At 65.2% G+C, this 21,493-nt stretch carries 18 protein-coding genes; 12 read left to right on the top strand and 6 right to left on the bottom strand.

The window, feature by feature from the left end; all coding sequences use genetic code 11:
- Positions 1–45: 45 nt before the first annotated feature.
- A complete protein-coding gene (locus DOM56_RS18780) occupies positions 46–273 on the bottom strand; it encodes a hypothetical protein (RefSeq protein WP_110710494.1) in 228 nt (75 codons plus the stop codon).
- Between the two features lie 154 nt (positions 274–427).
- Here DOM56_RS18780 and rapA point away from each other — a divergent pair, with 154 nt between their 5' ends.
- Positions 428–3,379 (top strand): RNA polymerase-associated protein RapA, encoded by a 2,952-nt coding sequence (rapA, locus tag DOM56_RS18775; RefSeq protein WP_110710493.1) that lies wholly within the window; start codon positions 428–430, stop codon positions 3,377–3,379.
- Between the two features lie 49 nt (positions 3,380–3,428).
- On the opposite strand, the gene DOM56_RS18770 is transcribed toward rapA, so the two are convergent.
- Positions 3,429–4,334, bottom strand: coding sequence for a TIGR01777 family oxidoreductase (locus DOM56_RS18770; RefSeq protein WP_110710492.1), 906 nt, complete (start codon positions 4,332–4,334; stop codon positions 3,429–3,431).
- Positions 4,335–5,021: 687 nt separating this feature from the next.
- On the opposite strand from DOM56_RS18770, the gene DOM56_RS18765 reads away from it, so the two are divergent.
- The 8 genes from DOM56_RS18765 (at position 5,022) to DOM56_RS18730 (ending at position 12,737) form a co-directional block, all read left to right on the top strand.
- Positions 5,022–5,939 carry a MerR family transcriptional regulator gene (locus tag DOM56_RS18765; RefSeq protein ID WP_110710491.1) on the top strand — a complete coding sequence of 306 codons (918 nt, stop codon included), beginning with the start codon at positions 5,022–5,024 and terminating at the stop codon, positions 5,937–5,939.
- 126 nt (positions 5,940–6,065) lie between these two features.
- Positions 6,066–7,502 carry a deoxyribodipyrimidine photo-lyase gene (gene phrB, locus DOM56_RS18760; protein ID WP_110710490.1) on the top strand — a complete coding sequence of 479 codons (1,437 nt, stop codon included), beginning with the start codon at positions 6,066–6,068 and terminating at the stop codon, positions 7,500–7,502.
- A gap of 38 nt (positions 7,503–7,540) precedes the next feature.
- On the top strand, positions 7,541–7,981 hold the full coding sequence (locus DOM56_RS18755) for a nuclear transport factor 2 family protein (RefSeq protein ID WP_110603365.1): 441 nt from the start codon (positions 7,541–7,543) through the stop codon (positions 7,979–7,981).
- Positions 7,982–8,035: 54 nt separating this feature from the next.
- Complete coding sequence (locus DOM56_RS18750; RefSeq protein WP_110603363.1) at positions 8,036–8,824, top strand: SDR family NAD(P)-dependent oxidoreductase; 789 nt, start codon at positions 8,036–8,038, stop codon at positions 8,822–8,824.
- Positions 8,821–10,149, top strand: coding sequence for an FAD-dependent oxidoreductase (locus DOM56_RS18745; RefSeq protein WP_110710489.1), 1,329 nt, complete (start codon positions 8,821–8,823; stop codon positions 10,147–10,149). Before DOM56_RS18750 ends, DOM56_RS18745 begins: the two co-directional genes overlap by 4 nt.
- Positions 10,140–10,910, top strand: coding sequence for a DUF1365 domain-containing protein (locus tag DOM56_RS18740; protein WP_110710488.1), 771 nt, complete (start codon positions 10,140–10,142; stop codon positions 10,908–10,910). Before DOM56_RS18745 ends, DOM56_RS18740 begins: the two co-directional genes overlap by 10 nt.
- Complete coding sequence (locus tag DOM56_RS18735) at positions 10,907–12,184, top strand: cyclopropane-fatty-acyl-phospholipid synthase family protein (protein WP_110710487.1); 1,278 nt, start codon at positions 10,907–10,909, stop codon at positions 12,182–12,184. The genes DOM56_RS18740 and DOM56_RS18735 overlap by 4 nt, the downstream gene beginning before the upstream one ends.
- Positions 12,185–12,203: 19 nt before the next feature.
- Positions 12,204–12,737 carry a DUF2878 domain-containing protein gene (locus DOM56_RS18730; RefSeq protein ID WP_110710486.1) on the top strand — a complete coding sequence of 178 codons (534 nt, stop codon included), beginning with the start codon at positions 12,204–12,206 and terminating at the stop codon, positions 12,735–12,737.
- Here the strand turns inward: DOM56_RS18730 and DOM56_RS18725 are convergent.
- The gene (locus DOM56_RS18725; RefSeq protein WP_110710485.1) at positions 12,728–14,563 is read right to left on the bottom strand and encodes a GGDEF domain-containing phosphodiesterase; all 1,836 of its coding nucleotides are present in this window, start codon (positions 14,561–14,563) and stop codon (positions 12,728–12,730) included. The two genes, DOM56_RS18730 and DOM56_RS18725, sit on opposite strands and share 10 nt — an antisense overlap.
- A gap of 232 nt (positions 14,564–14,795) precedes the next feature.
- On the opposite strand from DOM56_RS18725, the gene fabA reads away from it, so the two are divergent.
- A complete protein-coding gene (gene fabA, locus DOM56_RS18720; RefSeq protein ID WP_110603352.1) occupies positions 14,796–15,311 on the top strand; it encodes a 3-hydroxyacyl-[acyl-carrier-protein] dehydratase FabA in 516 nt (171 codons plus the stop codon).
- Positions 15,312–15,324: 13 nt separating this feature from the next.
- Entirely contained in the window at positions 15,325–16,542 is a 1,218-nt protein-coding gene (gene fabB, locus DOM56_RS18715; protein WP_110710484.1) for a beta-ketoacyl-ACP synthase I, read from the top strand.
- A gap of 71 nt (positions 16,543–16,613) precedes the next feature.
- Here fabB and DOM56_RS18710 read toward each other — a convergent pair whose 3' ends face one another.
- On the bottom strand, positions 16,614–17,372 hold the full coding sequence (locus tag DOM56_RS18710) for a lysophospholipid acyltransferase family protein (RefSeq protein WP_110710483.1): 759 nt from the start codon (positions 17,370–17,372) through the stop codon (positions 16,614–16,616).
- Complete coding sequence (locus tag DOM56_RS18705) at positions 17,369–18,280, bottom strand: sugar nucleotide-binding protein (RefSeq protein WP_110710482.1); 912 nt, start codon at positions 18,278–18,280, stop codon at positions 17,369–17,371. The genes DOM56_RS18710 and DOM56_RS18705 overlap by 4 nt, the downstream gene beginning before the upstream one ends.
- 210 nt (positions 18,281–18,490) lie before the next feature.
- Between DOM56_RS18705 and DOM56_RS18695 the strand changes: the two genes are divergently transcribed.
- A complete protein-coding gene (locus DOM56_RS18695) occupies positions 18,491–19,372 on the top strand; it encodes an SMP-30/gluconolactonase/LRE family protein (protein ID WP_110710480.1) in 882 nt (293 codons plus the stop codon).
- Between the two features lie 11 nt (positions 19,373–19,383).
- Here the strand turns inward: DOM56_RS18695 and DOM56_RS18690 are convergent, their stop codons facing one another.
- A complete protein-coding gene (locus DOM56_RS18690; RefSeq protein WP_110710479.1) occupies positions 19,384–21,465 on the bottom strand; it encodes an oligopeptide transporter, OPT family in 2,082 nt (693 codons plus the stop codon).
- Positions 21,466–21,493 lie beyond the last annotated feature (28 nt).

The raw sequence follows: 21,493 nt of genomic DNA, 5'->3' as shown, positions 1-21,493 counted from the left end.
CCGCAGCCGGCCTCGCCTTCCCGCCTGGCCGCTGACGAGACTCGCTCAGACGTCGTCGCGCATCCCCTGCCGGCGACGTTCCTTGTTGCGCCGATAGCGCCTCACCAGCGCCAGCCAGCCGGCAGCCACCAGCATGGCGGCAAGTGTCACGCCCTGCCACGGTCTCGCCTCATCCCCCAGCACGGTTTCCAGCGTGATGATCAGGATGAAGCCCGTCGCCTGGCTAGCGATGGCCATTCGCCGCAGGCCGTCCCGTTGACTTGTCCCCGCCATGCCTTCTCCTCTAGCCCCGGAATGGACGCCGGCGCAGTGTAACGCCGTTGACCGGGCATGCCGAACCCTTCAGTGCTTAAGGCCGCCCCCGGTTTAGGCTAGAATGCGTCGCCCATTCGATCCGTTCCCGCAGCGTACACACGACCGAGGCACCATGAGCGATTTCTCTCCCGGCCAGCGTTGGATCAGCGACGGCGAAACCGAGCTCGGACTCGGCACCATCCTAACCGTCGATGCACGCAGCGTTACCGTGCTGTTCACCGCCAGTCAGGAAACCCGCACCTACAGCGCCCGCCAAGCCCCCCTGACCCGCGTCGTATTCGGGCCTGGCGATCGCATCGATACCGCCGACGGCGGACAACTGGCCGTCGAGCGCATCGAGGAGCGCGATGGGTGCGTGATCTATCATGGTCAGAACGACGACGGCGAGACCGTCTCGCTCAGCGAAGCCAAGCTCTCCGACAGCATGCGTTTCCACCAGGCCCAGGACCGCCTGCTGACCGGGCAGGTCGATCGCAACGACTGGTTCGAATTGCGCTACCGCTCGCTGCATCACCACCAGCGCATCGCTCGCAGTCCGGCGCTGGGGCTCGCGGGGCCCCGTATCGATCTGATCCCGCACCAGTTGTATATCGCCGACGAGGTGTCACGGCGTCACGCGCCGCGGGTGCTGCTCGCCGACGAGGTCGGGTTGGGCAAGACCATCGAAGCGGGCTTGATCCTGCATCGCCTGCTGTTGACCGGTCGCGTCGATCGCGCCCTGATCCTGGTGCCCTCCAGCCTGACGCATCAGTGGTTGATCGAATTGCTGCGCCGCTTCTCGCTGTCGGTCACCCTGCTCGACGAAGCCCAGAGCGAGGCGTTCGACGAAGAGAACCCGTTCGAGAGCGGCCAGTGCATCCTGGCCAGCCAGGAGTGGCTGTTCGCCAACCCCCACCGGCAACGCCAGGTCGAGGAGTGCCAGTGGGACCTGCTGATCGTCGACGAGGCGCATCATCTCGACTGGTCGCCGCAGGCGGAAGGGCCGGGGTATGCCTGCATCGAGAGGTTCTCGGCGCGTATCGCGGGCCTTCTGCTGCTGACCGCGACGCCGGAACAGATGGGGCTGGAGAGCCATTTCGCCCGACTGCGTCTGCTCGACCCAGACCGCTATCACGATCTGGAGCGTTTCCGTGAAGAGGAGGCTGGTTACACGGCCGTGGCGGCGGCGATCGAGGCCCTCGAGCAGCTACCGGGAGACGCCGCCGCACGCGATCGCATCGGCGCCATCATCGACGACGGCGACAGCCGCGCGCTGCTCGAAACGTTGCTGAATCCCGAAAGCGATATCGATCAGCAGCAGAGCGCCCGACGCCAGCTCCGCGAACAGCTACTGGATCGCCATGGCACCGGCCGCGTCATGTTCCGCAACAGTCGGCGTCATGTCGGGGGGTTCCCCGAGCGTCACCTCCATGTCGCGTCGCTGCCGATGCCCGCGGCCTACCGTGACCAGTTTCAAGAGCTGCGCGAGGGTAATGACCATTTTGCCGCCCGCCTGACCGCTGCCGATCTGGGCACCCACGACGCTCGCCTCTATCCCGAAGCGGCATACCGCGCCCTGCACGATGACGCGATCCACGCTGACACGCCATGGTGGCAGTTCGACCCCAGGGTCGAATGGCTGATCGACCAGGTCGAAACACTGGGCAGCCAGCAGAAGGTTCTGGTGATCGCCCATCAACGTCAGACCGCGGTGAATCTGGCCGAGGCGATGCGAGTGCGAGCAGGCATCCAGGCGCCGGTCTTCCATGAAGAGATGAGTCTGGTCGAGCGCGACCGCGCGGCAGCCGCTTTCGCCGACGACGATAGCGGCTGCCAACTGCTGATCTGCTCGGAGATCGGCTCGGAGGGGCGTAACTTCCAGTTCTGCCACCACTTGGTGATGTTCGATCTGCCGTGGCACCCCGATCTCCTCGAGCAACGCATCGGACGACTCGACCGCATCGGCCAGCTGCACCCCATCGATATCCATGTTCCGGTGATCGACGGCAGCCCCTCCGAGGTGTTGCTGCGCTGGTACCGGGATGGACTCGCTGCATTCGAGGCCCCGCACGCCGCGGGCGGTGACGTGCTCGAGGCCTTCGGCGACGCCCTGCGCGAAAGCCTCGACGACGGTCATGAAGAGAGTAACGGCCTGGATTCCCTGATCGAGGAGACTCGCGCCTTCAACGACGCCCGCCTCGCCGAGCGCGAAGCCGGTCGCAACCGCCTGCTGGAGTGGAATGCCTGCCGCCCCGAGCGGGCCGACGCGGTGATCAGCACGGTCGTGGAGCAGGACAACGACAGCGCCCTGCCGCGCTACGTCGACCAGGCGCTGGATGTATTCGGCGTCGATGGGCGGGATCTCGGCAATGGGCTGATGCATCTCGCCCCGGGGTCACACATGATCGACAGCCTTCCCGGTCTGGCCCAGGGCGACGAGGGATTTACCGTCACCTACTCGCGGACTAGAGCCCTGGCACGCGACGATATCCAGCGTCTTTCCTGGGAACACCCGCTGGTCATGACCGTGATGGAGCGCGTGCTCGACTCCAGCCTCGGCAACACCGCGCTCGCCCTGCTCAAGCATCCCAGCATCCCCGGCGGCAGACTGATGCTCGAGCTGATCTATCGCACCCACTGCCCGGCGCCGCGCAGACTGCAGCTGGGACGCTTCCTGCCGGATACCGGGATCCGCGTTCTGCTCGACGAGAGCGGTACCAACCTGTCGGACAAGGTCACGTTCAGCGGACTCTCCCGCAACCTCCAGCGAGTCAAGAAAGGCGTTGCCAGGGAGCTGCTGAAATCGCGCCATGATCAGCTCCGGGAACTGCTGGCAGAGGGGGAGCGAGAAGCACGACGCGAGTTGCCGACGCTCGTCGAGCGCGCACAGCGGGAGATGCGGGAAACGCTGGACCTGGAACTCTCGCGACTCAAGGCACTGTCGCAGCACAACGGCGCCATCCGCGACGATGAGCTAAGTGCGATGAGCGACGAGCGGCACGCACTCGACACCGTCATCGAGAGCGCAACGCTGCGTCTCGATGCGGTGCGCGTGATCGTCACCGTCGACAAGGATGCACGCTAGTCGGCGCCCGCGACGCGCTGCCAGGAAAGCGGCAATCGCCACCCGCCGCTCAGCGGGAAACGATGGCCGCCAGCGCCTCGTCCAGGGTGGGATAGCGGAAGGTGAAACCGGCTTCCTGCAACCGTCGCGGCAGCATGCAGGCGCCGGTCAGTAGCAGTCGGGACATCTCTCCCAGCCCGAGCTTCAGGAGCGGTGCGGGAACGCATAGCGCTGCGGGGCGATGCAGATGGCGCCCCATGGCACGGGTGAATTCGGCATTGGTCACCGGGTTGGGCGCAGAGCCGTTGAAAGCCCCACTCAACGCGGAGTCCTCGAGCAGGAATTCGATCGCGCCGACCAGATCCTCCCGATGGATCCACGGCATGTACTGCCGCCCGCTGCCGAGACGTCCGCCCAGCCCCGCCTTGAACGCCGGCATCATCTTGGCCAGCGTGCCGCCGCCAGCATCCAGCACCAACCCGGTGCGCAGGCAGGCGACTCTCACCCCGAACGCTTCGGCCTTGACGGCTTCCGCTTCCCAGGCCCGACACAGGCGATGGGCGAACTCATCGTGGGGCGGGGTTTCCTCGGTCACCTCGCGGTCGCCCTGATCGCCGTAGAACCCCATGGCCGAACCGGAAACGAGCACCCGCGGTGCCTGTCCTTGCTGCGCCAGATGCTCGCACAGCGCAACGACATCCCGCGTGGCGTGGCGCCGCGATTCGACCAGACGCGTCTTCTGAGGATCGCTCCAGCGCCGGTCGGCGATCGGTTCGCCGGCCAGATTGACAATGGCCTCCGGCGAGGAAGATGCGAAATCCGTGGCATCGTCGCCTATGCGAACGTCATGGGGAAGCCGCTGGCGGGCCCGCTCGGGGTCTCGGGAGACCGCCATCACCTCATGGCCGGCTACCAGGGCCCGCTCGATCAACCGTCGTCCGACGAACCCGGTGCCACCCGTGATCAACAAGCGCATGGTCGTTACTCCCGGTCATATCGAAGTTGTACAATATTCACAGGTTAGCAGCCGGGACGCCTACACGCGCTCGTCGACGCCGATCTGCTCCCCTAGCGGACTGGAAGCGTCCCTACCTCATCCACCACGACGCTTCCGCCACGCCGTACCAGCAACGCCCACTGGCGAGCGCCCTTCGAGTCGCCAGAGCAGGACCTTCAGGCATGGATCGCCACCCCATCGCGCTCGCCTCCAGGGAGACGAATGAGCCCTGCCTCGAAACTCCCCCGAAGCGAGAGCCGCCGAACTGATCGTTCAAGGCCTCACCCGGATCTAGTTCCTGCCACCGTCGAATCGCGAGCATCGCTTCGATCAGCCGCCATGCATTGCATCGATGTTGTACAAAACACTTGAACCGTACAACATCTTCACCCATCCTTGGAGTATCGAGACTACATCCATCGTCTCGTCACGACTCGTCGAAGTCATCGGCTGCTGGGCGACCGTTGCCTATTCAAGATGACGGTGACAAGGCATCAGGGCATCATTGCACGTTGAAACGACTGCAGATTGATGAGGGTGCGGCCCTGACAGATGACCGTACCGATGTTCTGGACCGCTCTAGCCCGCAATGATGACTCGCTGTATTGATATGGACCAACCTATTCGACGAGACGGCGCACGCAGAGACCTCATGGGAGGACTTGCATGACTTATCAGGCAATGGATTCCAGTGCCGCGCCGCTCTACCCGATTCGTGAAGTATCGCGACTCACTGGAGTCAACTCCGTCACGCTGCGCGCCTGGGAGCGACGCTACGGCTTGATCCGCCCCCAGCGAACGCCGAAGGGCCACCGCCTCTACGGACGCAACGACATCGAGCGCGTCGAGCGCATTCTGCAATGGCTCAACCGGGGCGTCCCGGTCAGTCAGGTGCGCGAGCTGCTCGACCAGCCGGAGACCGTGGAGACGCCCGCTCCCCAGATGGGGGATTGGGCCAGCCAGCGCCAGCATGTGATTCAGGCCGTCGAAGCGCTGGATACTGGCCGACTGGAGGTACTGTTCAATCAGAGCCTGTCGCTCTACCCGGTCGGCCTGTGCATCGCCGAGCTATGGCAGCCCGTCGTTTCCCAGCTCGAGGAACGCTGGGGAGACCAGTACGGCGCCACACTACAGCGCCGCCTGCTGGAATCCTTCCTGCGCACCCGCATCGGGACGCGAATCTACCATGCCAACCAGTTGAGCAACGCAGGCACGGTATTGGTAGCGCGGCTGCCGGATGACGATAGCGGATTCTGGTCGCTGTTGATGGGCCTGACGGCGTCGGCCTCGGGCTATCGCGTTCAGTTGATCGATGGAGAGATGCCGTTGAGCGAGTTTCCGCTCGCCGTCGAACGCCTCGACACCGAGGCGCTTCTGCTTGCCAGCGGCCACGCCGAGCGCAGCGACGTCATCCGCCGCCAGCTGCCGCGTCTGGCGGAACAGTGCGAGGCACCGGTGTGCCTGGTGGGTCCGGTTGCCCGCATTCGCGCCAGCGACCTCGAGAACACCGCCGTCGCCGTGCTCGGCGAAGACATGAGTCAGGCGTTGAGCCGGATGCGGGCGATGATCGACTCCCGCACCTGACTGGTAGCGCCGGCCGGGAGCTCGCCGACATGACCGGTACCGGGGGTGGCAGTGCCATTGCCACGCGGGCAGGCAGCACACGGCGCATGGATGCGCCGTCCATTTACCGGTAACAGGGAAGTGCCCATGTCAGCGACGCAACTGGTCTGGTTCCGCAATGACCTCAGGACTCTCGATCACACGGCGTTGAGCGCGGCGGCCATGAAAGGACCCGTGGTCGGCATCTATCTTGCCTGCAGGCAACAGTGGCGAAGCCATGGCCATGGCGCCAACAAGATATCGTTTCTACATCGTGGCGTCATCGCGCTGGCGGAGGAGTTGAAAGCGCTCAACATTCCGCTGCTGTATCGCGATATCGATGATTTCGATGCCGCCCCCGGGACACTGCTGGAGGCGGCTCGTCGAGTCGACGCCCAGGCGCTCCATTTCAATCGTGAGTATCCCCTCGACGAGCAGCGACGTGACGAAAGGGTGACCGACGAGTTCACCCAGGCGGGTCTTGCCCTCTTCGACTACACCGACCACATCGCCTTCGAGCCAGGCGAGCTGCTGACCGGTCAGGATGAGTACTACAAGGTCTTCACGCCGTTCTCCAGAGCCTGGCATCAGCGCGTCGGTGCCGATCAACTGGCGCTGCGCGACACGCCCCGGCGTCAGGCCAGGCTGGACATCGCCAGTGACCGGATTCCGGCACTCGCCGAGCGGGACCGCTCCAACATCGTCTCCCCTGCACCGTCGAAGATCCAGGAGGCACCCTGGCCGGCGGGCCAGGAAGCGGCCGCCGATCGTCTGGCCGATTTTTTGCGGCAGCGGGCGCGCCGCTACAACGACGATCGCGATTTTCCCGCCATTGCCGGTACCAGTGAACTCTCCGCCTACCTCGCTACCGGCATGATCTCTCACCGCCAGTGCCTGCAGGCGGTGATGGCCAACAACGGTGGCCACCTGGCCGATGGGGACGCCGGCCTGGCGAGCTGGACCAATGAACTGGTCTGGCGCGAGTTCTATCAGCATATCGCGGTCGGTTTTCCCCGCGTCTGCCGCCACCGGCCCTTCAAGCTCGAGACCGACAAGTTGAACTGGCGCCACAGCGACAAGGATTTCGCAGCGTGGTGCGAAGGCCGTACCGGCTTTCCGCTGGTCGATGCCGCGATGCGCCAACTGGTCGCCACCGGCTGGATGCACAACCGGCTACGCATGGTGACGGCGATGTTCCTGAGCAAGCACCTGCTGCTCGACTGGCGGCGGGGCGAGGCCTTCTTCATGGAGCATCTGGTGGATGGCGATTTCGCTTCCAACAACGGCGGCTGGCAGTGGGCCGCATCGACCGGTACCGATGCTTCGCCCTACTTCCGGATCTTCAACCCGACGACGCAGTCGCGGCGCTTCGATCCGGAGGCGACATTCATCGCCCAATGGCTTCCGGAGCTGGCCGATCTACCGGCCAAGAACCGCCACGAACCCAGCGCGGAACAGCGCCACAAGACAGGCTATCCCCCGGCCATCGTCGACCACAAGTTCGCCAGAGAGCGGGCGCTCGAAGCGTTCAAGAATCTAGGCTGATACCGACACGACGCCAATCACGATTCAGGAAGCCTCCAATGACAGCATCCGACGCGCCCACCATCGAATCGTTGACACATTTCTGCACCCTCTTCCAGCCCCTGACGTCCAGCGGCTTGCCCGCCCTCGAAGAGTGCTACAGCGACGATGTCGATTTCGCCGACCCCCTGCATCGCCATGTCGGCCGCGACAACCTGATGGCCTATTACGCCGATCTGATGGAAGGCGTCCGCCACTGCCATTTCGAATTCCATGACCGCCAGCTTCTCGGTGCCACCAGTTTTTTGACCTGGACCATGGAGTTGGCGCATCCAAGGTTGCGTGGCGGACGTAACATCAGCGTGGCTGGCTGCTCCCACCTGCAGTGGCAGGGTCAACGGGTCTGCCGTCATCGCGATTACTTCGACGTCGGGGCCATGCTCTACGAACATCTGCCCGTGGTGGGATGGATGGTCAAGGGCGTCAAGAAGCGGCTCTGAAGCATCGGCCACCACGGCAGGCGATCGGTTCTTTCAAACCAAAGAGGAAGGGGCATGGCGAGTCTCTCGGGAACCCGACGGATCTGGCTGACGGGGGCGACTTCGGGCATCGGCGAGGCCCTGGCCAAGCGGCTGCTTGCCGACGGTCATCGCGTCGCGTTGACCGCGCGCAGGAAAGAGGCGCTGCAACAGTTGGCGGAGGGCTATGACAATGCGCTGGTGGTACCGGCCGATCTCACCGACCGTGACGCCACGCGTCGCGCCGGCAACGCCATCGACGATGCTTTCGGGGGTCTCGATATCGCCCTGCTCAATGCCGGCACCTGTGAATACCTGGATGTCGCCCGCTTCGATGTCGAACTGGTCGGTAGAGTGTTCGCGACCAACTTCCACGGCACGCTCCATGCCATCGATGCTGCGCTACCCTTGCTGCGGCAAGCCAGGGGCGGCGAACGGCGACCGCTGCTGGCGGGCGTTTCCAGCGCGGCCGCCTATCTGCCGCTGCCGCGTGCGGAAGCCTACGGCGCCTCCAAGGCGGCGATATCCCATTTCCTCGAATCCCTGCGCCTCGACCTCGACGCCGAGTCGATCGACGTCAGCGTGATCCATCCGGGTTTCGTCAAGACACCGCTGACCGAGCGCAACGACTTCTCGATGCCGATGCAGATCGAGGTGGAACAGGCCGCCGACTACATCATCGACGGTCTCGAGCGAGGTCGGCTGGATATCCACTTTCCACGTCGCTTCACGTTTCTGGTCAAGGCGCTGGGTATCCTCCCGCCGGCACTGCGCCGACGCTTCGGCCTGCGCATCGCCAACCGCCGCCGGGGAGAGTCGGCATGACCCAGTCCCCGCAGCGGATCGCCGTGGTCGGCAGCGGCATCGCCGGCATGACCGCTGCCCACTATCTCTCCCGTCGCCATCAGGTCTCTCTGTTCGAGGCCGACTCACGACTGGGTGGCCATACTGCGACCTTCGATATCGATACCGGTACCGAACGGCACGCGATCGATACCGGCTTCATCGTCTACAACGATCGCACCTATCCGCTTTTCGAGACGCTAATGGCCTCGCTGGGCGTCCCGGGCCAGGCGACGGAGATGAGCTTCTCGGTCCACGAGAGCGATCGCGACTTCGAGTACAACGGCCACACCCTGACCAGCCTGTTCGCCCAGCGCCGCAACCTGTTGCGCCCGCGCTTCTACCGCCTGCTCAACGACATCGTCCGTTTCAACCGCCGGGCGACCAGCGATTTCCTGGCCGACCGCCTGTCGCCGTCACTGACCTTGGGTGACTATCTGGCCGGCGAGGATTACGGTGAAGATTTCCAGCGTCGCTACCTTTTGCCCATGGGTGGCGCCATCTGGTCCGCCAGCGAAGCCGGCATGCGCGACTTCCCGGCCCGCTTCTTCGTGCGTTTCTTCCATCATCACGGTCTGCTGTCGCTGGCCGATCGCCCCCAGTGGCACACCATCAAGGGAGGCTCGCGAGCCTACATCGCCCCGCTCACCGAGCCCTATCGCGAACGCATCCATCTCTCGACCCCCATCCTCGGCCTGGTCCGGGACGATGACGGCATCAGCCTCCACACGACGGCCGGTGAACGGCGTTTCGACCAGGTCGTGCTCGCCTGCCACAGCGACCAGGCGCTATCCATCCTGGGCAGTCAGGCGAGTCACGACGAGCGGGAGGTGCTGGGGGCGATCGGTTACCGTCGCAACAGCGTCGTGCTGCACACCGACACCGGCATGTTGCCGCGCCGCCGCCGGGCCTGGGCGAGCTGGAACTATCGCCTCGACGGCCGCGATGCAGAGGCGTGCGTACCCGTCACCTACAACATGAACATTCTCCAGCGGTTGAAAAGCGACACCACCTTCTGCGTAACGCTCAACGACGAGCAGAGCATCGACCCGGCCCGCGTGCTGGGCCGCTACGAGTACGCCCATCCTCAGTTCACGCTCGCCGCACAGCAGGCCCAGGCTCGCCACGGCGAGATATCCGGCGCTTCCCGACGCACCCATTTCTGCGGCGCCTACTGGCGCAACGGTTTCCACGAAGACGGCGTGTGGAGCGCGCTGCGCGTGGTCGAAGCGATCGACGGCAGCCGACCGTCACCCGCAGCGACAGCGCCCGCGGCAGATCACCAGGAAGGGACACCATGCCATTGAACGATGCCTGTCCCCACAGTCGTCTCGCCGTGGGCCATCTGCGCCACCGGCGCTTCCTGCCGCGCTGGCACGCCTTCGATTATCGCGTGTGGATGCTGTGGCTGGATCTCGATGAGCTGCCGGCGCTGCTGGCGCGAACGCCAGGTTTCGGCACTCGGCGTGGCGCGCTGGCCCGCTTTCGTCGCGAGGACTATCTGGCGCCGCATGACCTGCCGCTCGCCGACGCCGTCCGGGCGCGTATCAGGGAGGAACTGGGCAGCGCTCCGACCGGCCCGATCCGCATGCTCAGCCAGGTCCGGCTGTTCGGCATGCTGTTCAATCCGTTGACGCTCTATTACGCCTACGATGACGAGGAGAGGCTTCAGGCGGTTCTCGGTGAAGTCACCAACACGCCATGGCGCGAGCGCCAGGTCTACGCCTGCCGGGTCGACCCGACGCGCCACACGCAGCAGGCCGCATTCGACAAGCGCCTGCACGTCTCGCCCTTCAATCCGATGCAAATGCGTTACCACTGGCGCTTCAACTCGCCGGAAGCACGTCTGCTGATGCACATGGAGACATGGCACCAGGACGCGCGCCATTTCGATGCCACGCTGACACTCACGCTCAAGCCAGCGACGCGAGGCGCGCTGGTGATGGAGTTGATCAAGCATCCCGGCATGACGCTCAAGACCATCGTCACCATTCACTGGCAGGCGCTCAGACTCTGGCTCAAGCGCACGCCGATCCACGACCATCCCGGACGGGAGACTTCGTCATGACAGCCGCCCGATCACCCTCCACTCATCCCGCCGCGGACGCACCAAGGCTGTCACGCTGGCTGCGCCTCCGCATGCTCAAGGCGCTAGACGACCTGGAGGGCGGCAGGCTGACGCTGCGCGAAAGAGATAGCGTCCACCACTTGGGGCGTGGCGACACTGGCTCATCGACGGTCCATGTCGATATCACCATCCATGATCCGAACGTGTGGCGCCGCTTTGCCCTGGGCGGCACCGTCGGCGTCGCGGAAGCCTATATGGATGGCGCCTGGGAGGTCGACGATCTGGTCGGCCTGGTTCGTCTGTTCGCGCGCAACATCGAGCGCGTCAACGATGGCATGGAAAACGGCACCGCACGCCTGCGCCGCTGGGCCTTGACGGCGCTTCACGCCCTCCAGCGCAATACCACGCGGCGCTCTCGGCGCCATATCGCGGCCCACTACGATCTGGGCAACGAGCTGTTCGCGACGTTCCTGGATCGGGAGCACTGGATGTACTCGAGCGCGGTGTTTCCGCGCGCCGAGGCCACGCTGGAAGAGGCGTCGACACACAAGCTCGATCTCATTCTCGACAAGCTCGCGATCGAACCGCACCACCATCTGCTGGAGATCGGCACCGGGTGGGGCGGACTGGCGATCCACGCGGCCAGGACGCGAGGTTGCCGCGTCACCACCACCACCATCTCGGAAGAGCAGTACGCCTTTACCGCCGAACGCGTCCGCGAGGCCGGACTGGCGGACCGGGTCACCCTGCTGAAGGACGATTACCGGGACCTGGAGGGTCGCTTCGATCGGCTGGTCTCGGTGGAGATGGTGGAAGCCGTCGGTCATCAGTACCTGGGGACTTATTTCGCCTGTATCGACCGACTGCTGAAACCGGACGGCCTGGCACTGCTCCAGTGCATCACCATTCGCGATCAGCGTTTCGAAACCGCCAAGCGCGAGATGGACTTCATCAAGCGCTATATCTTTCCGGGCGGTTTCCTGCCTTCCCATACGGCGCTGCTCAACGGACTGAGCCGGCACACCCAGCTCAACCTGCTCGACCTGGACGAGATCGGTCTGCACTACGCCCGCACGCTGCGGGAATGGCGCCTGCGCTTCGAATCCCGTCTCGACGAGGTACGCGCGCTGGGCTACGACGAGCGCTTCATTCGAATGTGGCGCTACTATCTCTGCTACTGCGAAGGTGGCTTCCTGGAACGAACCATCGGCACCAGTCATCTGCTGCTGGCCAAGCCGGAAGCCAGACCCGCACCGCTCACCGGCGGCGTGTAGCCGTCGGCCGGTGAGGGTCATGACCCGCGGTGGAGCGCTCGCCGTCAACGCCCTGTTGTTCCAGGGCGGCTGGTTCCTCTGCGTGCTCGGCGGCTCGCCCTGGGCCATCGTCGCGACCCCGCTCATCCTTCTCGTTCACTGGTACTGGCTGGCACGGCCGGGGGAGTGGCGCTGGTGGCTGGGGTTGCTGCTGGCCGGCATCGTCGTCGATGGCGGTCTAGTCGCCACCGGCGGCATCGAGATGGGAGGGAGTCTCCCACTCTGGCTATGGGCGCTCTGGCCGCTCTTCGCAACCACGCTCCATCACTGCCTGGCCTGGCTATGGCGCTACCGGGCCCTGGCTATCGCCTGCGGAGCCCTGGGCGGGCCGCTGAGCTATCTCTCGGGGGCGGCGCTGGCCGGGGTCGAGATTCGCCCCTGGGCGATCGCTATCGAGGCAATCGTCTGGGCAGGTCTCTGCGCTGGCCTGGCGCAGTATCTCGGCAGTCGACGAGTGTCCGAGCACCGCTGGCGGGCAATAGGGTCGAGCCGGGACAAAACCGATCAGGAGTAGACGCTGGCGGCCAATTGGCGCAGTCGCGTTTCGACCTCACCGGCAGGTTGCGGCCGCGCGTAGAGATATCCCTGCACATGGCGACACCCTCTCGCCAGCAGGAAATCGCGCTGCTCGGCGGTTTCCACTCCCTCGGCAATGACATCCAGGTTCAGGCCCTGCGCCATCGCCAGCACCGCCGAGGTGATCGCCGCATCGGCGTGGTCGTGGGGCAGCGCACGAATGAACTCCCGGTCGAGCTTGAGCTTGTCGACCGGCAGACGCTTGAGGTAGGCCATCGACGAGTAACCAGTCCCGAAATCGTCGATGGCGATCTGCAGTCCTTCACGCCGCAGCGCTTCCAGCCGCGGCGAAATGTCGCCAGCGCGCTCGTCGAGCAGCACCGATTCGGTCAGTTCGAGGCCGAGCAGTCGCGCCGGCACCCGGTACTGGTTCAGTGTCGAGATCAAATGGGCTTCGAGATCGCCCTGAATCAGTTGCAGCGCCGACAGATTGACCCAAACGGGCTGCACGTTCAGGCCCTGGCTTCGCCAGGTCGCCAGTTGGGCCACGGCCTGCTCGATGACCCAACTGCCCAGCGCAGGCATCAGTCCGTGGCGCTCGGCCAGCGGAATGAACTCGTTGGGCAGGATCAGGCCATGTTCGGGATGGTGCCAGCGCAGCAACGCCTCCATCCCCACCATGCCGCCGTCATCGAGACGGTGCTGGGTCTGGTAGTAGAGTTCGAGCTGCGCCCCCTGGGCCAGGGCCTGGCGAAGCTCGTTGAGGATGATCAGGTGGCGATCCGACTCGACTTCCAGAGAGGGGCGAAAGCGTCGGTCGTGGTTGCGCCCGTGTCGCTTGGCGCTGTAGAGGGCGGACTCGAGCCGCTGGAACAGGACGTTGGGATCATTGCCATCCTCGGGGGCGCGACAGCTGCCAATGGTCAATCCCAGGTGCAGCGAGTTGTCGTCGATCTCGAAGGGTTCGCTCAGGTGATGACGCAGGCTGGCAACCCACTTCTCGTGGTCGTCGAAGGTGGTGGTACGGATGACCATGAACTCATCACCCCCCAGCCGCCCGACGATACCACCGGCCACCTGCGCCGCCAGGCGCTGGCCGAAGCGCGACAGCAGACGATCCCCGCTATCGACGCCGAGACTGTCGTTGATCGCCTTGAAGGCGTCGATATCGACCAGCGCCAGGTCCAGACCTTCTCCCGCCCGCAGGTGGCGCAGGCGCGAGGCCAGCAGATCGTGCAGGCGCCGCCGGTTGGGCAGGCCGGTCAAAGGATCCTCGAAGCCGATGCGGCGCAGGTCCTGTTCGCGTGCCTTGTGCCGGCTGATATCGGTAAACAGGCCGACGTAGTGGGATACCCGTCCCTTGCGATCATGGCAAGCCTGGACCCGCAGCCACTCGGGGTACTGGTCGCCATGCTTGCGCTGGTTCCAGACCTCGCCTTCCCAGCGACCGGTGGTCTTCAGCGTCTGCCAGTAGCGGTCGTAGAAGGCCTTGTCGTGGCGCCCGGAGGAGAGTGAAGAGGGGTTGAGCCCGCGAACCTCCTCGGGGGTATAGCCCGTGATCTGGGTAAAGGCGGGATTGACGGTGACGATGCGGTTGGCGGTGTCGGTGATCATCACGCCATCCGGCGACAGCTCGAGGGCCTGCTCACTGAGGCGGCGACGCTGATGCTCTAGCCGCGTCTGGCGCCAGACGTCGGCGACCCCCACCATGACCAGGGCCAACGCCACCAGCCGCAGCGTCAGCAACGGCAATACACTAGCGGCAGCCAGTGCCGCTAGGCCCAACCAGGTCAGCGGTCGATTCAGCGTAAAGGAAGGCCACATAAGATGTCGTTTATCGTCGTTATGGTTTGCCTGGCGGCTACCGGATAGATTCCGTTCCCGTCCCGCATCATGCCCCGGCGACGTTCGCCAGGGCAAGCGCCGCGGGGCCCATTGCACCATGGTTCGCACGAGACTAGGCTTTGGCCGGCGTGCATTCGGCGTCCGCAGCCTTTAGACTGGCCGCGCCTCGGGATGACGAGGCAAACTCTTCTTCGATTCTCGGAACGATCCAGTGACCAGACAGCACTCTTTCAGCCAAGACGATCTGCTGAGATGCAGCCGGGGGGAACTGTTCGGCCCCGGCAACGCCCAACTGCCAGCGCCCAACATGCTGATGCTCGACCGCATCACGCAGATCAACGAGGATGGCGGCAAGTACCACAAGGGCGAGATCATCGCCGAGCTGGATATCCATCCTGACCTGTGGTTCTTCCAGTGCCATTTCCCGGGCGATCCGGTGATGCCGGGCTGCCTGGGCCTGGACGCCATGTGGCAGCTGGTGGGTTTTCATCTCGGCTGGCTGGGGAATCCCGGTCGCGGCCGGGCATTGGGCTGCGGCGAGGTAAAGTTCTCCGGGCAGATCCTGCCGAGCGCCGGTCAGGTTTCGTATCATATCGAGATCAAGCGCGTGATCACGCGCCGGCTGGTGCTGGGCATCGCTGACGGCACGCTGTCGGTCGATGGTCAGGATATCTATCAGGCCAAGGACTTGCGCGTCGGTCTGTTCACTAACACTGAGAAATTCTGAGCGGGAGGCTTCCATGAAACGAGTGGTAGTCACCGGCCTGGGTATCGTTTCCTGTCTGGGCAACGACGCCCAACAGGTGCTCGACTCTCTGCGCCAGGGGCGTTCCGGCATTCGCTTCAAACCGGAGTATGCCGAACTCGGCTTTCGTAGCCAGGTCGCCGGTGTCGTCGACATCGACATCGAATCTCTCGTCGATCGCAAGCAGCTGCGCTTCATGGGAGACGCGGCGGCCTATGCCTATATCGCCATGCAGCAGGCGATCGACGATGCCGGGCTCGACGCCAGCGACATATCCAACCCTCGCACCGGCCTGATCGCCGGCTCCGGTGGCGCGTCCAGCGCCAACCAGGTCGAAGCGGCCGATGTGATGCGAGAGAAGGGCCTGCGTCGCGTCGGTCCCTATCGAGTGACCCGGACCATGGGCAGCACGGTTTCCGCCTGCCTGGCGACACCGTTCAAGATCAAGGGTGTCAACTACTCCATCTCCTCCGCCTGCGCCACCTCGGCGCACTGTATCGGCAGCGCCGTCGAGCAGATCCAGCTCGGCAAGCAGGATGTCGTATTCGCCGGCGGTGGCGAAGAGGAGCACTGGACGCTGTCGTGCCTGTTCGATGCCATGGGCGCATTGACCACGCACTACAACGACACCCCGGAAAAGGCCTCGCGTCCCTACGACGTGGATCGCGATGGATTCATCATCGCAGGCGGGGGTGGCATGCTGGTGATCGAGGAGCTCGAGCACGCCAAGGCACGCGGCGCCAGGATCTACGCAGAGATCACCGGGTACGGCGCGACATCCGACGGTCACGACATGGTCGCCCCCTCCGGCGAAGGCGCGGCACGCTGCATGCGCCAGGCGCTCGCCGGGCTGGAAGGCAAGGTCGACTACGTCAATACCCACGGTACCTCGACGCCGGTGGGCGATGTCGCCGAACTCAAGGCGATCCGTGAGGTCTTCGGCGACAGCACGCCGGCAATGAGTTCGACCAAATCGCTGACCGGCCACTCGCTGGGCGCCACCGGCGTTCAGGAAGCGATCTACTCGTTGCTGATGATGGAGAACCGCTTCATCTGCGCCTCGGCCAATATCGATACGCTCGACGAACAGGCCAGTGGGTTCGACATCGTCCGCCAGCGTCGTGAAGACGTCGACATCCGGCGCGTGCTCTCCAACAGCTTCGGCTTCGGTGGCACCAACGCCTGTCTGGTGCTGGATCGCTACGAGAGCTGACCGTCGGCGCGCTCGTCGTCGACGAAAAAGGCGCCCCGCGGGGCGCCTTTTTCATGGCCGGATTCACGGTTTCAGGAGGGCAGCTCAGCAGGTGCGGCCTTGTCCGGCGAGGCCGGGCGCGGCACCTCGGAAATCTCGTTCAGGGCGCCCTCGATCCACGCCTCCATCTCGGCCATCACCTCCTCGGGCTTGCGCCCCACCGTCTCGATCGGCTCACCCACCACGACGCGGAGCACGCCCGGCTGCTTGACCCAGTGCCGTCCCCATCGCTCGCCAGCATTGTGCGCCACCGGCAGTACCGGCACGCCGGTGCGGCAGGCGATGACCGCACCGCTCTTGTTGAAACGGCGTCGCTGCCCAGGCGGAACCCGGGTCCCCTCGGGGAAGATCAGCACCGACAACCCCTCCTCCAGGCGCTGCTTGCCGTGGGAGAGCACCTGGCGCATGGCGGCCGATGGCTTCGAACGATCCAACGGAATCGGCCGCAGTAGTCGCACCCCCCAGCCGAACAGCGGGATGTTGAGCAGCTCTTTCTTGAGCACGGTGCAGATCGGCGTCTTGAGCAGTTGCAGGTAGACGGTTTCCCACTCGCTTTGATGGTTGGCCAGCACCACACAGGGCCCTTCCGGCACGTGCTCCCGCCCTGTCACCTGATAGCGGATGCCACAGGTGATGGAGAGCCAGCCGACGATGAAACGGTTGTGCCAGTTGAACAGCCGAAAGCGCGAGCGTATCGGCAAGGCAAAGCCCACCGGCAGCATCAGCAATCCCGAGACCAGGATTGCCAGGAAGTAACCGATATAGAAGATGATGCTACGAAAGACTTTCATGTGTCGGCCGCTTCCTCTCTGCTGCGACGTTGATCGCCTGTGTCGACCTCATCGTGAACGGGATAGCGCTCCTGACACCACGCATCCAGCATCAGCCCTAGCTCCAGGCGCCAGGACTTCTGATGGATGCCGAAGACATCGAGTAGCCGACGACAATTGAGCACGCGCCGCAGCGGCGTATCATGATGCTGGTCGAGCCCCTCCAGTCTTCCCAGCGTCGGCGACTCTCCCACCCCCGCCAGCCGCGTCTCCAATTGCGTCCGTACCACCGAGCAGAAGGTGAAGACGCTGACCGGCTCCGTGCCGCAGAGATGATAGGTGCCCCAGGCGTTGGCGCCACTCTCGAGCTGCAGCAACACGCCCGTCAGGGCGCGGGCCACGGCCACGACGGAGGTCGGACACACCACCAGGTCCCGGGCCGCCCTGACCGACTCGCCACGCATCAGCGCGTCGATCAGTTCGCTCAGCCAGGCGTCCTCGCCGTCGCGCCCGAACAGCGGCCCCAGTCGCCATATCAGATGCCGGGGGTGACTGCGCACGAGCTCGCCGACGGCGACCAGACGGCGCATCGCCTCATCCCGTGGCCGAGGCAGGACATCCTCGTCGATGGGAACGTCGGCGCCATCCTCGTACAGCGCATCGGAGACACACCAGACCAGCGGGATCTGCCTTGCCCGGCACGCCGCCAGCAACGCCTCCACCCGGTCGGCATGGGCGTAGACCACCGCCGGCTCGCAGCGCCCCGGATCTGCCAGCGGCGGCACGATCACGACATCCGGCTCGACTACCGCCAATGCCTCGGCATCTCCCGCCGGCCACGAGACATAGTCGATATCACCCCGCTGCGCGGAGATGGCGTGCAACGCCCGGCTCAGGCAGTGCTCCGCCTGCAACACCAAACACTTCACGATGGCACCTCGGAACGCCTCATCGCTCTGGAATCCTTACTTTGCTGAGAACTACACTGCCCTGGCCGGTCCCGGACTATGATAGAAGACGCCTTTTCCGCTCTAGGCTCGATGACGGGGAAGTGCCGATCGTGGCGGACATCGATAGTGGCAGACATCGAGGCCCGCAGGAACCACTCGACCATTCGCTCATCCACGGAGAGAGTCATCATGAACAAGGACGTCGCCGTCGCCTGGGAGATCGGCGCCGAACTCGGCGAAGGCCCCATCTGGTCCGACACCCTTCGCGCCCTGGTGTTCGTCGATATTCGACAGGCCAGGCTGCACGTCTATCATCCCGAAGACGGCGAGCGTCGGAGCTGGGATCTCGAGGAAGCGTGCTGCTGGCTGCTGCCTCGAGAAGGGGGCGGCTTCGTTGCCGGCCTGCGCTCCGGGGTCGTGGGGCTCGAACTCGACGAACGAGGCCCTCGCATCGGCAAGCGTCTTACCCCGATCGAGTGGCTACCGGCGGGCGACCGCCTCAATGATGCCGGAAGCGATACGCACGGCCGCCTCTGGTTCGGCTCCATGGATGACGCCGAAAACGACGTACGCGGTCATCTGTTCCGCCTCGACAGCCGTGGCGTTACCCTGATGGACAGTGAATATCACGTCACCAACGGCCCCGCCATCAGCCCGCACGGCGACACACTCTACCATAACGACAGCGCGCGCCAGACCGTCTTTGCCTTCGACCTCGACGCTGACGGCGAACTGTCGAACCGCCGCGAGCACATACGCTTAGCCCCGGGCGCCGGCTATCCGGACGGCATGACCTGCGATCGCGAGGGCGGGCTGTGGATCGCACTGTGGGACGGCGGCCGTATCGCCCGATTCCACGCCGATGGCTCGCTGGACCGGGAGATCGCCCTCCCCGTCTCCCGCCCCACCTCCTGCATCTTCGGCGGCGACGCGCTGGACCGGTTGTTCGTCACCTCGGCGGCGACCGGCTGCCATGACGAGCCGCTGGCCGGTGCGCTGTTCGAGGTCGCCGTCGAGACCGGCGGCATCGCCACCACGCCGGTGATTCTGCCCAACGATCCGGGGCTGTAGCACGGCTGGGGTCACCCGGCCGCGGGCGCCGCCAGCACGCGGCGGTAGAAGCCGAGGCAGACGGCGACGAACACCGCCAGCCCCAGCCACCGGGCGATACCGGCGAAACCGTCTCCGACCAGCGCCAACGGGGCCGGCGCCCCGCTCAGGCCGATGACGCCAGCCAGCAGCACGCCGACCAAGCTCTCGCCGACGATCAGCCCGGAGGCGAGCAGCACGCCACGTCGACGCGGCCGCTCCGAGGCACGCTCGACGTCATCACCCCGTGCCAGCGCGCAGGCGCGGAGCCGGCGATCGATCAGCCAGCCCAGCACGGCGCCGATCACCAGCGGCATGTTGATGCTCGGGGGCAGGTAGATACCGATCCCCACCGCCAGCACCGGTAGACGTGCCTTGCCCCCTCGCCAGCGCAGCCACTCGTCGACACCGATCAGCACGACACCGATCGCCAGACCGATGACGATCATCGTCCATTCGAGATCGTGGGAGAACACACCGCGCACGATGGCGGTCATCAGCGAGGCCTGTGGCGCCCCCAGGGCCTGCCCGGGGTCCATCCCCTCCCGTGGCATCGCTCCGGCGAAGCCGTAGGCGTTGTAGAGCAGCGAGAGCACTGGCGGGATGACCAGCGCCCCGACCACGCAGCCGATGATCAGCGCGACCTGCTGGCGCCACGGCGTGGCCCCCACCAGATAACCGGTCTTGAGATCCTGCAGGTTGTCGTTGGATATCGCCGCCACGGCGAGGATGACAGAGGTCACGAATAGCGCCAACGCCGTCGGCAGCATGCGCGCCACCGCCGGGTCCAGCACGTCGAACGCATCGCTGACGGCGGTGAAGCCCAGCAGCAGCAGCGACACCAGGATGACCGCCACGATGCCGATGCCGGAGATCGGACTGCTGGAAGAGCCGACCAGCCCGGCCATGTAACCGCAGGCGGCCGCGATCAGGAAGCCGAACACGCCCGCGAACAGCACGCTGCCCAGGGTCAGCGTCCAGAACGCGGCGCCGGCCAGCTGCGGTGCCGCTCCGTGGAGAAAGATCGCGAAGACCACGGTCAACAGCACCAGCAGCGCTACCGTCAACGCCAGGATGATGCCCGCCGGCAGGTCGCGCTCGGTTCGCGCCTGGTCACGGAACGCGCCCTGGTCGCCGCGCATCGCCCCCAGTGACGTACGAATGCCGATCAGCATCGGCTTGAACAGGGTCGCCAGTGTCCAGACCGCAGCGATCCCGATGGTGCCGGCGCCGATGAAGCGGACCTTATCGGACCACAGCGCCATGCCGGCATCGGCCAGCGACTGCCCCGCCTCCATCGGGGTGACGCTGGTCAACCAGGGGACCGCGATACCCCAGGCGATCAGCGTCCCGATCAGCATTGCCATGCCGCCGACGATGCCGACCAGGTAGCCGGCGCCGACCAGCGCCAGCGAAAACCCGGTCGAGAGCTGGAACGCCGCGCGACCGACCGAGAACCACACGCTGATGCTATCCGCCAGCAGCCGCAAGCCGCCGCTGGCGATCGAGAAGCCGGCCGCGACGATGCCGCCCAGCAGAATCTCCCGGGCACCGGGTTCATTCCTGGCGCCACCGGCGTCTCCGTCGCCACGCTGACCGTCATCGGCAGCGCGGGCCGCATCGCGGCTGCCGACCTCGAGGATCTCGGCCGCGGCGATCCCCTCCGGATAGGGCAGATCGCTCTGTACCACCATCACCCGGCGCAGCGGGATCGTGTAGAGCACGCCGAGAATGCCGCCGATGGCGCAGATCGCCGTGGTCTGCCAGAACGGAAAGCCCTGCCAGTAGCCGATCATCAAGAGCCCCGGCAGCACGAAGATGATCGCGGAGAGCGTTCCTGCCGCCGAGGCCTGGGTCTGAACCATGTTGTTTTCGAGCTTGTTGGCGCCGGCCACGCGTCGCAGCACGGCCATGGAGATGACCGCGGCGGGAATCGCCGAGGCGAAGGTCAGCCCGACCTTGAGCCCCAGATAGACATTGGAAGCGGTGAACAGCAGGGTGATGACGGCGCCCAGCATGACGCCTCGCAGCGTCAACTCGGGCAGACGGGCGTCATCGGGGATAGGTTGTGGCATGGAGACACTCTTGAGGTGAAAGGCCGGC

Source organism: Salinicola sp. CR57 (genome assembly GCF_003206585.1).
Taxonomy (GTDB): domain Bacteria; phylum Pseudomonadota; class Gammaproteobacteria; order Pseudomonadales; family Halomonadaceae; genus Salinicola; species Salinicola lusitanus.
This window is presented reverse-complemented; position numbering and strand designations above follow the sequence as displayed.